Source organism: Pseudomonas sp. UBA5568 (assembly GCF_002425525.1).
Classification (GTDB): Bacteria; Pseudomonadota; Gammaproteobacteria; order Pseudomonadales; family Pseudomonadaceae; genus Aquipseudomonas; species Aquipseudomonas fulva.
This window is the reverse complement of record NZ_DIMK01000028.1, coordinates 170,735-185,475: the sequence shown is the minus strand read 5'-3', so window position 1 is coordinate 185,475 and position 14,741 is coordinate 170,735. Positions and strand designations below refer to the sequence as shown.

At 62.6% G+C, this 14,741-nt stretch carries 13 protein-coding genes; 5 read left to right on the top strand and 8 right to left on the bottom strand.

The window, feature by feature from the left end; all coding sequences use genetic code 11:
• Positions 1 to 22: 22 nt before the first annotated feature.
• Positions 23 to 1,690 carry a putative bifunctional diguanylate cyclase/phosphodiesterase gene (locus B2S33_RS09595; protein ID WP_088522820.1) on the bottom strand — a complete coding sequence of 556 codons (1,668 nt, stop codon included), beginning with the start codon at positions 1,688 to 1,690 and terminating at the stop codon, positions 23 to 25.
• 291 nt (positions 1,691 to 1,981) lie between these two features.
• On the opposite strand from B2S33_RS09595, the gene rep reads away from it, so the two are divergent.
• Both rep and xpt read left to right on the top strand, forming a co-directional pair.
• On the top strand, positions 1,982 to 3,991 hold the full coding sequence (gene rep, locus B2S33_RS09590) for a DNA helicase Rep (RefSeq protein ID WP_027913385.1): 2,010 nt from the start codon (positions 1,982 to 1,984) through the stop codon (positions 3,989 to 3,991).
• Between the two features lie 62 nt (positions 3,992 to 4,053).
• Positions 4,054 to 4,626 carry a xanthine phosphoribosyltransferase gene (gene xpt, locus B2S33_RS09585; RefSeq protein ID WP_023532789.1) on the top strand — a complete coding sequence of 191 codons (573 nt, stop codon included), beginning with the start codon at positions 4,054 to 4,056 and terminating at the stop codon, positions 4,624 to 4,626.
• 60 nt (positions 4,627 to 4,686) lie between these two features.
• Here xpt and B2S33_RS09580 read toward each other — a convergent pair whose 3' ends face one another.
• The 5 genes from B2S33_RS09580 to dadA form a co-directional block, all read right to left on the bottom strand.
• Entirely contained in the window at positions 4,687 to 6,543 is a 1,857-nt protein-coding gene (locus B2S33_RS09580; RefSeq protein WP_049695294.1) for an acetyl-CoA hydrolase/transferase C-terminal domain-containing protein, read from the bottom strand.
• A gap of 263 nt (positions 6,544 to 6,806) precedes the next feature.
• On the bottom strand, positions 6,807 to 7,256 hold the full coding sequence (locus B2S33_RS09575) for a c-type cytochrome (protein ID WP_225806663.1): 450 nt from the start codon (positions 7,254 to 7,256) through the stop codon (positions 6,807 to 6,809).
• Positions 7,257 to 7,365: 109 nt separating this feature from the next.
• Complete coding sequence (locus B2S33_RS09570; RefSeq protein ID WP_023532512.1) at positions 7,366 to 7,914, bottom strand: cupin domain-containing protein; 549 nt, start codon at positions 7,912 to 7,914, stop codon at positions 7,366 to 7,368.
• Between the two features lie 94 nt (positions 7,915 to 8,008).
• Positions 8,009 to 9,082, bottom strand: a complete 1,074-nt coding sequence (alr, locus tag B2S33_RS09565) for an alanine racemase (RefSeq protein WP_288650185.1) — start codon at positions 9,080 to 9,082, stop codon at positions 8,009 to 8,011.
• An 80-nt stretch (positions 9,083 to 9,162) separates the two neighbouring features.
• The gene (dadA, locus tag B2S33_RS09560) at positions 9,163 to 10,467 is read right to left on the bottom strand and encodes a D-amino acid dehydrogenase (protein ID WP_027913381.1); all 1,305 of its coding nucleotides are present in this window, start codon (positions 10,465 to 10,467) and stop codon (positions 9,163 to 9,165) included.
• A 154-nt stretch (positions 10,468 to 10,621) separates the two neighbouring features.
• Between dadA and dadR the strand changes: the two genes are divergently transcribed.
• On the top strand, positions 10,622 to 11,110 hold the full coding sequence (dadR, locus tag B2S33_RS09555) for a transcriptional regulator DadR (RefSeq protein WP_003258963.1): 489 nt from the start codon (positions 10,622 to 10,624) through the stop codon (positions 11,108 to 11,110).
• Positions 11,111 to 11,132: 22 nt separating this feature from the next.
• Here dadR and B2S33_RS09550 read toward each other — a convergent pair whose 3' ends face one another.
• On the bottom strand, positions 11,133 to 11,486 hold the full coding sequence (locus B2S33_RS09550) for a YkgJ family cysteine cluster protein (RefSeq protein WP_027913380.1): 354 nt from the start codon (positions 11,484 to 11,486) through the stop codon (positions 11,133 to 11,135).
• A 102-nt stretch (positions 11,487 to 11,588) separates the two neighbouring features.
• Here B2S33_RS09550 and B2S33_RS09545 point away from each other — a divergent pair, with 102 nt between their 5' ends.
• Positions 11,589 to 12,881: an NAD(P)/FAD-dependent oxidoreductase gene (locus tag B2S33_RS09545; protein WP_027913379.1), complete on the top strand. Its 1,293-nt coding sequence runs from the start codon at positions 11,589 to 11,591 to the stop codon at positions 12,879 to 12,881.
• Between the two features lie 6 nt (positions 12,882 to 12,887).
• On the opposite strand, the gene B2S33_RS09540 is transcribed toward B2S33_RS09545, so the two are convergent.
• Positions 12,888 to 13,118, bottom strand: a complete 231-nt coding sequence (locus B2S33_RS09540) for a DUF1127 domain-containing protein (protein WP_027913378.1) — start codon at positions 13,116 to 13,118, stop codon at positions 12,888 to 12,890.
• A 176-nt stretch (positions 13,119 to 13,294) separates the two neighbouring features.
• Here B2S33_RS09540 and B2S33_RS09535 point away from each other — a divergent pair, with 176 nt between their 5' ends.
• Positions 13,295 to 14,725, top strand: coding sequence for a PLP-dependent aminotransferase family protein (locus B2S33_RS09535; RefSeq protein ID WP_042138954.1), 1,431 nt, complete (start codon positions 13,295 to 13,297; stop codon positions 14,723 to 14,725).
• The last annotated feature ends 16 nt before the right edge of the window (positions 14,726 to 14,741 follow it).

Genomic DNA, 14,741 nt, shown 5'->3' with positions numbered 1-14,741 from the left:
TTGGCCAAGGGGGCGCGGCTGGCTAGCCTGCAAACCCCACCTGGCGATGGGACGCCTGGCGCAGGAACGGGATCAGCGCGTCTACCGGCAGGGGCTTGCTGACCAGGAAACCCTGTACCTGGTTGCAGCCAAACCCGCGCAGCAACGCCAATTGCGCTTCGCTTTCGACGCCCTCGGCCACCACTTCGAGGTTGAGGTTGTGGGCCAGGTTGATCATGGCATGCACCAGCTTGCGGTTCTCTTCGCGCATTTCCATCTGCGCAACGAAACTGCGGTCCACCTTGAGCAAGGTGATCGGCAGGCTGTTGAGGTGCACGAACGAAGAAAACCCTGTGCCAAAGTCGTCCAGCGAGAAGCGCACGCCCAGGCGCCCCAGTGCATCCATGGTCTGACGCACCCGCTCATTGCGCCGCATCACGGCCGTTTCGGTCAGCTCGAATTCCAGCCAGTGAGCATCGACACCGTACTCGGCGATCAGCCGGCTCAAGGTCGCCAGCAGCTGGCTGTCCTGGAACTGCCGGAAACTGAGGTTGACCGCCATGTGCAATGGCGCAAGCCCTTGGGTGTTCAGGGCCTGCATGTCGCGCAGAGCACGGGCGATGACCCAGTAACCCAGCGGCACGATCAGCCCGCTCTGCTCGGCCAGCGGCACGAACTCACTGGGCGGCAGCAAGCCCCGTTCGGCGTGGCGCCAGCGCACCAGCGCTTCGAGACCGACGACCCGCCCATCCGCCAGGTTCAGGCGCGGCTGATAGTGAAGTTCCAGCTCGTCACGGCGCAAGGCCCGGCGCAGCTCGCTTTCGAGATCGGCCAGGCTGCGTGCGTGGCGATTGATGCGCTCGTTGAAGACATGGAAGGTACAGCCCTGGATGGCCTTGGCCTGGCGCATGGCGATGTGCGCATGCCACATCAGCGGGTCGGCGCCGCCCTGGGCGCGGGCGTGGGCCAGCCCCAGGCTGCAGCCGAGCAGCAGGCTTTCGCCATCGACCCAGTAGGGCTCGGCCAATGCCTCCACGATGCGCTCGGCCATCCACTCGGCCCGCCCTGGGTCGCGGCGGGTGTCGATCAGCAAGGCGAACTCGTCACTGCCCAGGCGTGCCAGCTGGTCGCCTGCTTCGAGCTGATGCTTCAGACGTAGCACCACCTGCAGAATGAGGCGATCCCCACTCTGGTGCCCCAAGGCGTCATTGACGTGGCGAAAGTTGTCCAGGTCCAGATGCCCCAAGGCAACGCCGCGCCCGTCATGGTCGGCCAGGCGCGTGGCCAGCAAGGCCTGAAAGCCCTGGCGGTTGGCGATGCCGGTCAAAGGGTCTTGTTCGGCCAAGCGCTGCAGGGTGGCCACCAGTGCACCTCGCTCGCGCACGTGGCGCAGGCAGCGACGCAGGCTGTCGCCATTGAGTTGGTCGCTCACCAGCCAGTCACTGACGCCGCCTGGCGCCGCCTCGGGTTCGCTGTGCAGCAGCAGGATGGTCGGCAGGTCACAGCGACCGGGTGCTGGCCGCAAGGCCGGCGTGGTCAGCACCACGGCCTGCCGGTCGCGGCTGAACAGACTGTCGACGGCATCCCAGTCGGGTGCCGTGAGCAGTACGGCCGTGCCCTTCAAGGCCGGCATGCACGCGTGCAGCAAGGCCGCCCACTCGGGCTCACTGGCCAACAGCAGCAAACGCATAGGTTCGACAGGCGCGGACAAGACGGCTCCTTAAAGCTCGACGATGCAAACGTTGACCGATAATGAGCCCAACGCAATTAATGGAAATGATTTTCACTCTTAAAAGCGGTTTTGGACAGCCTGGTCCGACGTATTTTGTCGTGCATCCTGCGCGAAAGCGGACAAACCGGCAAATACGATTTTTTCAGGCGCAAGTATTAGTGACGCTAATGATCGTTTCGAAAGTCTGACTCGAACGTCAGACGGTCACGCCACGAACACGCATGCCTGTTAGAATGCGCGGCTATTTTCTGGCGACCCCCGGTTTCTAGCATGTCCCGACTCAATCCCCGGCAGCAGGAAGCCCGTGACTATGTCGGCGGCCCTCTTTTGGTGCTCGCCGGTGCAGGTTCGGGCAAGACCAGCGTCATCACGCGCAAAATTGCCCACCTCATCCAGAACTGCGGTATTCGCGCCCAGTACATCGTGGCCATGACCTTCACCAACAAGGCCGCCCGCGAGATGAAGGAGCGGGTTGCCAGCCTGCTGCGTCCGGGCGAAGGCCGAGGGCTGACGGTCTGCACGTTCCACAACCTGGGCCTGAACATCATCCGCAAGGAGCACGACCGCCTGGGCTACAAGCCTGGGTTCTCGATCTTCGACGAATCGGATATCAAGGCCCTGCTGTCGGACATCATGCAGAAGGAGTACTCCGGCGACGACGGCATCGACGAAATCAAGAACATGATCGGTGCCTGGAAGAACGACCTGATCCTGCCTCCCGAGGCCCTTGAGAAGGCACGCAACCCGCGCGAGCAGACCGCTGCGGTCGTCTACACCCACTATCAGCGCACGCTCAAGGCGTTCAACGCCGTGGACTTCGACGACCTGATCCTGCAGCCGGTCAAGTTGTTCCAGGAAAACCCCGAGGTGCTCGAGCGCTGGCAGAACCGCGTGCGTTATCTGCTGGTCGACGAATACCAGGACACCAACGCCAGTCAGTACCTGCTGGTGAAGATGCTGATCGGCATGCGCAACCAGTTCACCGTCGTGGGCGACGACGACCAGTCGATCTACGCCTGGCGCGGCGCGCGTCCTGAGAACCTGATGCTGCTCAAGGAGGATTACCCCTCCCTGAAAGTGGTCATGCTGGAGCAGAACTACCGCTCCACCAGCCGCATCCTGCGTTGCGCCAACGTGTTGATCGCCAACAACCCGCACGCATTCGAGAAACAGCTCTGGAGCGAGATGGGCGTTGGTGACGAGATCCGGGTGATCCGTTGCAAGAACGAGGACGCCGAGGCCGAACGCGTGGCGATGGAAATCCTCACGCTGCACCTGCGCACCAACCGTCCCTACAGCGATTTCGCCATCCTGTACCGCGGTAACTACCAGGCCAAGCTGATCGAGCTGAAGTTGCAGCACCACCAAGTGCCTTACCGTCTTTCCGGCGGCAACAGCTTCTTCGGCCGTCAGGAAGTCAAAGACCTCATGGCCTATCTGCGCCTGCTGGTAAACCCTGACGACGACAACGCCTACTTGCGGGTCATCAACGTGCCGCGCCGGGAAATCGGCTCGACCACCCTGGAAAAGCTCGGCAACTATGCCACCGGCCGGGGTGTCTCGATGTATGCCGCCAGTGAGGAACTGGGGCTGGGCGAGCACCTGGATGCGCGCTACACCGAGCGCCTGCAGCGCTTCAAGCATTGGCTGGACGGCGTGCGCCACAAGGTGGCGCTGGATGATCCCATCGCCGCCCTGCATGAAATGATCCGCGACATCGACTACGAGAACTGGATCCGCCAGCAGACCGCCAGCGATAAGGCAGCGGAGTTTCGCATCAGCAACGTCTGGTTCCTGGTCGAAGCGCTTAAGAACACCCTCGAGAAGGACGAAGAGGGTGACATGACCATCGAGGACGCCATCGGCAAGTTAGTGCTGCGCGATATGCTCGAACGCCAGCAGGAAGAGGAAGAAAACGCCGACGGTGTGCAGATGATGACCCTGCACGCGTCCAAGGGCCTGGAATTTCCCTACGTGTTCATCATGGGCATGGAGGAGGAGATCCTGCCTCACCGCTCCAGCATCGAGGCCGACACCATCGAGGAAGAGCGCCGCCTGGCTTACGTGGGCATCACCCGCGCACGCCAGACGCTGGCGTTCACCTTCGCCGCCAAACGCAAGCAATACGGGGAAATCATCGACTGCACGCCCAGTCGCTTCCTCGACGAGCTGCCCCCCGAAGACCTGTCCTGGGAAGGACTGGACGATGCCCCGGTCGAGGTCAAGGCCGCACGCGGCAACAATGCCCTGGCCGACATCCGGGCGATGCTCAAACGCTGATCAACCATTACTCTTAAACACTGCCGCTGTTTGCGGCCATTTTTGTTCCGAGGAATACCATAGTGGAAGCACTGCATCAGAAGATTCGCGAAGAAGGCATCGTGCTTTCCGACCAGGTTCTCAAAGTCGATGCGTTTCTCAACCATCAGATCGACCCGGCGCTGATGCAGCTGATCGGTGACGAGTTCGCCCGCCTGTTCGCCGATGCCGGCGTGACCAAGATCGTCACCATCGAGGCGTCGGGTATCGCGCCTGCGGTGATGACCGGGCTGAAGCTGGGTGTGCCGGTGATCTTCGCACGCAAGCACCAGTCGCTGACCCTCACCGAGAACCTGCTGACGGCTTCTGTGTATTCGTTCACCAAGCAGACCGAGAACACCGTGGCCATTTCGCCGCGCCACCTGAGCAGCAGCGACCGGGTGCTGGTCATGGATGACTTCCTTGCCAACGGCAAGGCGTCCCAGGCGCTGATCTCGATCATCAAGCAGGCCGGAGCGACCGTGGTAGGGCTGGGGATCGTGATCGAGAAATCGTTCCAGGGCGGGCGCGCCGAGCTGGATCGCCAAGGCTATCGCGTGGAGTCGCTGGCGCGGGTGAAATCGCTGGAAGGCGGTGTGGTCAGCTTCATCGAGTGAGGCGGCACTGGCTCGCTTACATCCGGGCCACAAGGGGCTGCGCGGCAGCCCCTGTCGTCTTCAAGTCGCCGCCAGGCCTGCCAACAGCAACCGTTGGTACAGCTCTTCCTTGAGCCCCTGAGGCTGGTCAAGCTGCATCCGTGCCAGATGCCGCTCATACCCTTGGGGCCCTGGCGCGTCCAGCGCGGCTTTGCCCAGCTCAAGCGCCTCGCTGAGCTTGAACTTGCTTTTCAACCAGTTCAGCGCCCGTAACAAGTCCTGCTCTTCAGCCGTGAAGTCGGTCCCCATGGGGTACTCCGGGAACAGCTGTGGATGCTGCGCCCGGACTGCGGCCAGGCGCTGCGGCGTGTTATCGGCAAAACGCCTGTCGAGCTGAAAATCTTCCGCCAGCTTGCCAGCGTCCCTGGCCTGCTCGATGAGGCTTTGCTGGAACCGGGAGTCACACACCGCAAGCAATCGCGCAATGACCTCACTGTCGGTCTGCCCCCTGAGGTCAGCGATGCCGTATTCGGTCACCACGATATCGCGCAGGTGGCGGGGAATGGTGCAATGGCCGTAGTTCCAGAAAATGTTCGATGAAACCTCGCCACCCGCTTCGCGCCAACTGCGCAGCAGCAGTATCGAGCGGCCACCTTCCAGCGCGTGCCCCTGGGCAACGAAGTTGTACTGCCCACCTACCCCGCTCAGCACGCGCCCGTCTTCGAGCTGATCGGCCACACCCGCGCCGAGCAGGGTCATGCCGAACACCGTATTGATGAAGCGTGCGTCCTGTCGCTGAGCACGCTTGAGCTGTTCATCACCGTAGAGCTCATTGACGAAGCCGATACCGGTCATGGCAAACCGCGCACGCTGCTCCATGCTCATGTCGCGCAGGCGCTGGTAGAACGCTTGCGGGCCGAGGAAGAACCCTCCGTGCAGGACTACCCCTTGCTCATCGACAGCACGCCGCAGCAAGCCTGCTTCGGCCAGCGCCAGCAGCCCGTTGACGAACATCTCGCTACAGCCATATAGCCCATGCTCGAAGGGCGCGAGCCCGCCTTCCCGCTCGATCAAGGCCTGCGCGGTACTCGCGCCAAGGCTGTCGAGCGCTGCGCGGTAAGCAACGTTATCGCTCTGGCGAGCGAGCAGCGCGGCGGCAACCGCATCGCCCATGGCACCAATCCCGATCTGCAAGGTACCCCCGTCACGCACCAGGCTGCTGGCATGCAGGCCGATGCAGTGGTCCTGCGTGGTGACCGGCATGTTGGGCGTCGAAAACAATTGGCGCTGCTCGGCTTCGTCCAACAGCAGGTCGAAGGCATCCATTGGCAGCTCGGCATCACCGGGCATGTACGGCAACTGCGCATGCACCTGGCCCAGCATCAGAATGGTCTCGCCAGCGGCGCGGCGGCGTTCGACCATGGGTAACAGGTCCAGGGTGATGTCCGGGTTGCAGGCCAGGCTCAGGTGGACGGGCCGCTCCGGCGTAGCCGCCACCAGTTGGGCGATCAGGTTCAGGCCCTTGGCATTGATGTCTCGCGCGGCATGGCTGTAGTTGCTGCTGACGTAATCCTGTTGGGCCGATTCACTGGCAAGCAGGCTGCCGGGCTGCATGAAGAACTGTTCTACGCGAATGTTTGGCGGCAGGCTGTCATTGCGCAGGTCGGCCAGATAGTGAAGCTCTTCGTAGTCGCCGAACACGCGCTCCACGAAGGGCTCGAGCAAGCGTCGCTGCAAGCCATCCCCGAGCGCCGGTCGACCCAGGGAAAGGGCCGTATAGATCGTCAGACGGCGTTCGGGCAACTCGCGGATGCGGGCATAGAGGGCGTTGACGAAAGCATTGGGTTTGCCCAGGCCCAGCGGCAGGCCCATGTGGATATGGGTTGGCAGGCGTGACAGGATCTGTTCGACGGCCTGGTCGATGGAGCTGAGGTGCATCGAGGCCTCCTGGTTCGTGCTTGGGTTCAGGAGGTTCGACAGGCAGGTAGACAGGTTGGTTGCCTGGACGGTAAGAGGAAGCCGCAGCCACCTGGGGTCTGGATAACTCGTTGGTCTTCAGCCACAGCGTAGGTCCACGCGTACGCGGTGCCTGAGCGCTCTCGCCGGGGCGCCGGACCGGCCGCGATGGGCCGCGAAGCGGCCCCGGCAAGGCAAGAGGCGAAGCTAGAATACTGGGACTGCTACGCGGCACATTGCGGTATTTACAGGCCAGACATCTTCTGAATAGCGGCCTTGAGCTCATCATCCGAGCAATCCGCGCAGGTGCCCTTCGGCGGCATGGCGTTGATGCCCGTGATGGCCTTGGCCAGGATGCCATCCAACCCACCCTGGTGGTCGGCACGCTCCTTCCAGGCTGCGTTGTCGCCCACTTTCGGCGCGCCGAGCAGCCCCGTGCCATGGCAGGCCGTGCAATGCTTGGCGATGATGTCATCCGGCGTCCTGGCAGACCCGGCACCCGTGCTGGCGGACACGGCCATGCCCTTGCATTCCTGGCCCTGGATACACACCTTGCCGACCGGCTCCAGGCGCTTGGCGATATCGTCGTTGGTCGCAGCGGTAGCGGTGATTGCCCACAGGGCCAGTACGGCGGCCGGGATGGCCAGCATCTTCTTGACTTGATTCACGCGAACACCCTCATGGTGGCTAATCATGCTCGCGGCCACGGATCCTCGAGCGCCGAAAAGTATAACGACAAGCCCGAGGCCGGGAAACGACCCTACACAGGAAAGGGGTATTGACGCGTCAATGCACTGCGCTGGATCAAAAGTTCGAGGGGGTAGCGGCACTGATCAAGCGTGCTGGCTGTTCGAACGGGTTGCGAAAACGGTGCGGGCGGGTGCTTTCGAAGTAGTAGCTGTCGCCTGCTTCGAGAATGAACAGCTCGGTACCGACCACCAACTCCAGGCGGCCTTCGAGCAGGATGCCGGTCTCTTCGCCATCATGGGTCAGCATTTCGGCGCCGGTGTCGGCGCCAGGCGGGTACACCTCGGTCAGAAAAGCGATGGCGCGGTTACGGTGCGATTTGCCAACCAGCTTCATGGTCACCGCACCATCGGAGATGTCGATCAGTTCGTGGGCCTTGTAGACGATTTGCGCAGGGCTCTCGGGTTCGAGCTCGACGGAAAAGAACTCGACCATGGACATGGGAATGCCGCTCAGTACCTTGCGCAGCGAACTGATCGATGGGCTCACACTGTTCTTCTCGATCATCGAGATGGTGCTGTTGGTAACGCCCGCGCGCTTGGCGAGTTCCCGCTGGGACAGGCCCTTGAGCGTGCGGATGGCTTGCAGTCGTTCGCCGACGTCCAAAGCTGGAGCCTCCTGAGACGGGTATGCGGGTGGATGTGAACGATATCATGGCAACGCCGTTCAGTATTTACAACACACCACCCGCCCTGACGCCTTAGTTCCCCACGTATTTCCGGGGCACCCGCTTGAGGTTGCAGAAGATCTGGTAAGGGATAGTACCGGCCTGGCTCGCCACCTCAGTGGCATGGACCTGCTTGCCCCACAGTTCGACTGGGCTGCCGACCGTCGCTTGGGGCACGTCGGTCAGGTCGATGCTCAGCATGTCCATCGACACGCGACCAATGAGCGGGGCTCGACTGCCGGCAACGATGACCGGCGTGCCGTTGGGCGCCTGGCGCGGGTAACCGTCGGCGTAGCCCATGGCAACCACGCCTACACGGGTGGGCCGCGTGCTGACGAACGTGGCGCCGTAACCCACCGGCTCGCCGGCCGGCAGCTCCCGCACACTGATGACCCGCGACTGCAGTGTCATGACCGGCTGCAGGCGTTGGGCGTGTGCTTGAGGCATGTCGAACGGCGTGGCGCCATAGAGCATCAGGCCTGGCCGTACCCAATCACCGGCTGCCTGGGGCCAACCCAGCACGGCTGGGGAGTTGCGCAGGCTGCACTCTGCAGCCAAGCCCTGGCGCGCGGTTTCGAACACGGTAATCTGCTCGCTCGTGGCCTTAGCATCCAACTCATCGGCACGGGCGAAATGGCTCATGAGCACGATGCGCCCTACCTTGCCGCTGGCCAGCAGGCGCTCATAGGCATCGCGATAATCCTTGGGATGCAGCCCTACACGGTGCATGCCGGTATCGAGCTTGAGCCAGACGGTGAGTGGGCTGTGCAGCGGGCTTTTCTCGATGGCCTCCAACTGCCAGGCCGAATGCACGACGCACCACAGGTCATGTTCGACGATCAATGGCAGCTCACTGGCTTCGAAGAAGCCCTCCAACAGCAGTACTGGGCTCCTGATGCCGGCCGCACGCAGCTCCAGTGCCTCTTCGATGCAGGCCACGGCAAACCCGTCCGCCTCGGGCTCGAGCGCCAACGCGCAGCGCACGGCACCGTGACCGTAGGCGTCGGCCTTGATCACGGCTAGCGCCTTGGCGCCGGTCAGTTCACGGGCGAGACGGTAATTATGGCGCAGGGCCTGGAGGTCGATCAGGGCACGGGCGGGGCGCATGCGGCTGCCTTAAAAGTCATACGGGTTGAAATCGAAGCTGGGGCACGCTCAGGTCATTCGCGAGCACCCCAATGGATGGCTTACTGCTGATGGGCAGGCGAACCATGCCCGTGACGGGCCACTTCGCGGCTGCTGCCATAGCGCGAGATGTCCAGCCCTTGTGCACTGATCTGCGGTTTCTTGCGCGCGATCAGGTCAGCCAGCAGGCGACCCGAGCCACAGGCCATGGTCCAGCCCAGCGTGCCGTGCCCTGTGTTGAGGAACAGGTTACTGAAGGCGGTTGCACCCACGATGGGGGTACCGTCTGGCGTCGCGGGACGCAGTCCGGTCCAGAAACTGGCTTGGCTCAAATCACCGCCGCGAGGATAAAGGTCGTTGACGATCATCTCCAGCGTTTCACGTCGACGGGGGTTGAGCGACAGGTCAAAGCCCGCGATTTCAGCCATGCCCCCAACACGGATACGGTTGTCGAAACGGGTGATGGCGACCTTGTAGGTCTCGTCGAGGATGGTCGAGGCAGGCGCCATGTCGCCGTTGGTGATGGGCACGGTCAGGGAGTAACCCTTCAACGGATAGACCGGCGCCTTGATACCCAAGGGCTTGAGCATCTGCGGCGAATAGCTGCCCAATGCCAGCACATAGCGGTCGGCGGTTTCGAGCTTGCCATCGATCCAGACACCGTTGATGCGGTCACCTGCATGATCCAGACGCTGGATATCCTGCCCGAAGCGGAACTCCACGCCCAGGTTCCGGGCCATTTCCGCCAGCTTGGTGGTGAACAACTGGCAATCGCCGGTCTGGTCGTTAGGCAGGCGCAGGGCGCCGGCGAGGATGCCCTTCACACTGGCCAGGGCAGGTTCGACGCGGGCGATGCCATCGCGATCGAGCAATTCATAAGGCACGCCTGATTGCTCGAGCACGGCGATATCCTTGGCAGCTGCATCGACCTGGGCCTGGGTACGGAACAGCTGGGTAGTGCCCAGGCTACGGTTCTCGTACGCGATTCCGGTTTCGGCGCGCAGTTCGTCGAGGCAGTCGCGGCTGTACTCGGACAACCGCACCATGCGCTCCTTGTTCACGGCATAGCGGTTGGCCGTGCAGTTACGCAGCATCTGCGCCATCCACAGGTACTGGTCCACGTCACCGGTCAGCTTGATGGCAAGCGGAGCGTGACGCTCGAGCAACCACTTCACGGCTTTTAGAGGCACCCCTGGCGCCGCCCACGGTGAGGCATAGCCGGGCGAGATCTGGCCGGCGTTGGCGAAGCTGGTTTCCATGGCCACCGCTGGCTGGCGGTCCACCACCGTCACTTCGAACCCTTGCCGGGCCAGGTAATAGGCACTGGCGGTTCCAATCACGCCGCTACCAAGTACCAGAACTCGCATCGTTTCTTTCCCCTCGCGCACTGCCGCAGTGTGTTGTTGGACTGCCATTGATGGGCGAAGTATAGGAATTCGTGAGCAGTGCAATTCACTATATAAAAGCCTATTATTGGCGAGAATTCTCGGCACAATGGCCTTTCACGGAGGGGCATCCCCTATGAGAACCCAGCATCAAAGTAAGCGTGAGCTGGACAAGATCGACCGGAACATCCTGCGCATCCTGCAGAACGACGGGCGTATCTCCTTCACCGAATTGGGCGAGAAGGTCGGCCTCTCCACCACGCCGTGCACCGAGCGCGTACGTCGGCTGGAACGTGAAGGCATCATCATGGGCTACAACGCGCGCCTGAACCCACAGCACCTCAAGGGCAGCCTGCTGGTGTTCGTGGAAATCAGCCTGGACTACAAGTCTGGCGATACCTTCGAGGAGTTTCGTCGGGCAGTGCTCAAGCTGCCGCACGTGCTCGAATGCCACCTGGTTTCCGGCGACTTCGACTACCTGGTCAAGGCGCGCATTTCGGAAATGGCTTCGTATCGCAAGCTGCTTGGCGACATCCTGCTCAAGCTGCCCCACGTGCGTGAGTCCAAAAGCTACATCGTGATGGAGGAGGTGAAGGAAAGCCTCTGCCTGCCAATCCCGGACTGACGCCGGGCTCTACCGCGAACGCCTAGACCAGCACTTGCCGGGTGGTAGCAATGAACTGGTGCACCAGCTGCTCGGCCGCAGGGTCGATCATGGGTTCGGGCCCACGACCGCGTGGGCAGGCCAGGCGTGGGGTGGTGCCGAACAGGCGGCAGATCATTGGCCGCTCTTCATATACCGTGCAGCCCTGGGGCCCCAAATGCACGCAGTCCAGGCGCTCCAGGGCAGCGTCCTGTTCGGCCTGGGATTTGCGCGGCAGCCGAGCCATCTCTTGCGCCGAGGTAGTGACCGGTCCGCAGCAGTCATGGCAGCCGGGCTCGCATTCGAACGAAGGGATGAGTTCGCGCAGGAAGTGGATTTTGTGGCGGTCGCAGGACATGACTAGGCACAGGCTGAAAATGTTCGCCCATTATAGGCCGGTTGCCCGCCCTGGGCCTGCGGCTTATCCTCCCGTTCCAGCCCATGCACCAGGACGCGTCCAATGATCCACAGCGCGCAGCACGCCGCTTCTTATTACGCCGCCAGCAGCGCGCCTCACCCTGATCATGCCTTTCTGCAGGGTGATCACACCGCCGATGTGTGCATCGTCGGCGGTGGCTACTCTGGTCTGAACACGGCCCTGGAGTTGGCCGAGCGTGGCTTCTCGGTGATCCTGCTCGAAGCGCGCAAGATCGGCTGGGGCGCCAGTGGGCGCAACGGTGGGCAGTTGATTCGCGGGGTCGGCCATGGCCTGGAGCAGTTCCTGCCGGTCATCGGCGAGCAGGGCGTTCGCGACATGCAACGGATGGGATTGGAGGCCGTGCAGATCGTGCGCGACCGTGTAGCGCAGCACGCCATCGCCTGTGACCTGGTCTGGGGCTATTGCGACCTGGCCAACAAGCCGGCGCAAATGGCGGGCCTGGCCGAAGAGGCCGAACACTTGCGCAGCCTGGGTTACGCCCACGAACTGCGGCTGGTCGCAAAGGATGACATTCACGACGTGGTGGGCTCGCAGCGCTATGCAGGCGGGCTGGTGGACATGGGTTCTGGCCACTTGCACCCCCTCAACCTGGCCTTGGGCGAAGCTGCGGCAGCCGCGCGCCTGGGCGTGAAACTCCACGAGCAGTCCGAGGTGACCCGCATCGACTATGGCCCCCAGGTGCAGGTACACACTGCCCAAGGCCGGGTCCGGGCGCAAACGCTGGTCCTGTGCTGCAACGCCTACCTCAATGGGTTGCACGGTGAGCTGGGCGGCAAGGTATTGCCCGCCGGCAGTTACCTCATCGCTACCGAGCCGCTGGGTGAAGCGCGTGCACGTTCGCTGCTGCCACAGAACATGGCCGTGTGCGACCAGCGGGTGGCGCTGGACTACTACCGCCTGAGCGCAGATCACCGGTTGCTGTTCGGCGGCGCTTGCCATTATTCCGGGCGCGACCCAAAGGATATCGCCGCCTACATGCGGCCCAAGATGCTGCGGGTGTTCCCTCAACTGGCGGACGTCCGCATCGACTACCAGTGGGGTGGCATGATCGGGATCGGCGCCAACCGCCTGCCCCAGGTAGGCCGTCTGCCCGATCAGCCCAACGTCTACTACGCCCAGGCCTACGCAGGCCACGGGCTGAACGCGACCCATCTGGCCGCCCGGCTGCTCGGGGAGGCCATCAGTGGCCAGCAAAGCGGGCGCTTCGACCTGTTCGCCAAGGTGCCACACATGACGTTCCCAGGCGGCAAGCACTTGCGCTCACCTTTACTGGCATTGGGCATGCTGTGGCACAGGCTCAAGGAGCTGGCCTGAAAGCGGTCAAGGCCTCCAGAACGGCTTGCGGCCTTCCGAGCGCGCCTCTTGCCAGCTGAGCCCCACATCACGCAATTCATGGTCGCTCAACTGGAGCAGCGCCCTGCGGGTGTGCCAGCGGCGCAGCATCAACTGCAAGCGACTCGAAGCCTTTGGCGTAGCGTGGGTTTCGCTTCGCTGCAGGGCCTCTTTATCGCCTACCGACGGTTCAATGCGCACATCGCTCAAGCTTCCCATCGCTGCTGTCTCCCTTTCGATGACAATGTGGGGACAGCATGCAGGGTGCATGGCCTGACAATACAGATCCAAAAAAGCGTTATTATTTGGATACAGATCGGGCTTCCAGGTAACTGAATGCAGCCTTTTCAATCAATCTGTATGGTGCGTTACCCGGCGCAGCCCAGGAGTATGACGTGACGCTCTACCTGAACCTTGCCGAGGTACTCGGCGCGCGCATCGAACAGGGCCTCTATCGCCCCGGCCAGCGGCTGCCATCGGTGCGCGCACTAAGCGTGGAGCACGGGGTAAGCCTGAGCACCGTGCAACAGGCCTACCGCATGCTCGAAGACAGTGGCATGGTCTCGCCACGGCCAAAATCCGGCTATTTCGTGAGCGATCACCGCCACCTGCCGGCCTTGCCTGCGGTCAGCCGACCCGCCCAGCGCCCCGTGGACATCTCCCAGTGGGAGCAGGTACTGGAACTGGTGCGCAGTACTCCGCAGCCAGGGGTGATACAGCTTGGACGGGGCATGCCAGACATCGAGAGCCCTACCCTCAAGCCGCTGTTGCGCAGCCTCGCCCGACTCAGCCGTCGGCAGGACATGCCCGGGCTGTATTACGACAATATCCACGGCAACCTGGCCTTGCGTGAACAGGTGGCACGCCTGGCCCTGGACTCCGGTTGCAGGCTCTCCCCCTCGGAGCTGGTGGTGACGACAGGCTGTCACGAAGCCCTGTCGTGCAGCATCCGCGCCGTGTGCGAGCCTGGCGATATCGTCGCGGTAGACTCGCCCAGCTTCCATGGCGCCATGCAGACGCTCAAGGGCCTGGGCATGAAGGCGCTGGAGATCCCCACGGACCCGGTGACGGGCATCAGCCTCGAGGCGCTCGAACTGGCCCTCGAGCAGTGGCCGATCAAGCTCATCCAGATCACCCCAAGTTGCAACAACCCGCTGGGCTACATCATGCCCGAGGCTCGTAAAAAGGCCCTGTTGAAGCTTGCACAGCGCTACGACGTGGCTATTCTCGAGGACGATGTCTACGGTGACCTGGCCTACACCTACCCTCGGCCACGGACGGTCAAGTCATTCGATATGCAAGGCCGCGTGCTGTTGTGCAGTTCATTTTCAAAGACCCTTGCCCCTGGCCTGCGTGTCGGTTGGGTAGCGCCCGGACGCTACCTGGAGCGGGTCCTGCACATGAAGTACATCAGCACAGGCAGCACCGCCAGTCAGCCTCAATTGGCGGTAGCGGACTTCATCGCCAACGGGCACTACCAGCCCCATGTGCGACGGATGCGTAGCCAGTACCAACGCAGCCGTGAGTTGATGAGCGACTGGGTGACCCGGTATTTCCCACCCGGCACCCGCGTAAGCCGTCCGCAAGGCGGCTTCATGCTGTGGGTGGAATTGCCGGAACATTTCGATACCTTGCAACTCAATCACGCCTTACTGGAACAGGGCGTACAAGTGGCCGTGGGCAGCATCTTTTCCGCTTCCGGCAAGTTCCGTCATTGCCTGCGCATGAACTTCGCCGCCAGGCCCACAGCGCAAATCGAGGCGGCGGTGCGCAAGGTGGGTGAGACCGCCCAACGCTTGCTGGACGAGGACATCGTCGCGACGTAACTTTGCGTTGCCTGCC

Excerpts from the sequence above, each read along its gene's own strand:
- rep (WP_027913385.1), top strand. The coding sequence starts at position 1,982 with ATGTCCCGACTCAATCCCCGGCAGCAGGAAGCCCGTGACTATGTCGGC.
- B2S33_RS09580 (WP_049695294.1), bottom strand. The coding sequence starts at position 6,543 with ATGCACCTCAGCTCCATCGACCAGGCCGTCGAACAGATCCTGTCACGC.
- B2S33_RS09575 (WP_225806663.1), bottom strand. The coding sequence starts at position 7,256 with ATGATTAGCCACCATGAGGGTGTTCGCGTGAATCAAGTCAAGAAGATG.
- alr (WP_288650185.1), bottom strand. The coding sequence starts at position 9,082 with ATGCGCCCCGCCCGTGCCCTGATCGACCTCCAGGCCCTGCGCCATAAT.
- dadA (WP_027913381.1), bottom strand. The coding sequence starts at position 10,467 with ATGCGAGTTCTGGTACTTGGTAGCGGCGTGATTGGAACCGCCAGTGCC.
- dadR (WP_003258963.1), top strand. The coding sequence starts at position 10,622 with ATGAGAACCCAGCATCAAAGTAAGCGTGAGCTGGACAAGATCGACCGG.
- B2S33_RS09550 (WP_027913380.1), bottom strand. The coding sequence starts at position 11,486 with ATGTCCTGCGACCGCCACAAAATCCACTTCCTGCGCGAACTCATCCCT.
- B2S33_RS09545 (WP_027913379.1), top strand. The coding sequence starts at position 11,589 with ATGATCCACAGCGCGCAGCACGCCGCTTCTTATTACGCCGCCAGCAGC.
- B2S33_RS09540 (WP_027913378.1), bottom strand. The coding sequence starts at position 13,118 with ATGGGAAGCTTGAGCGATGTGCGCATTGAACCGTCGGTAGGCGATAAA.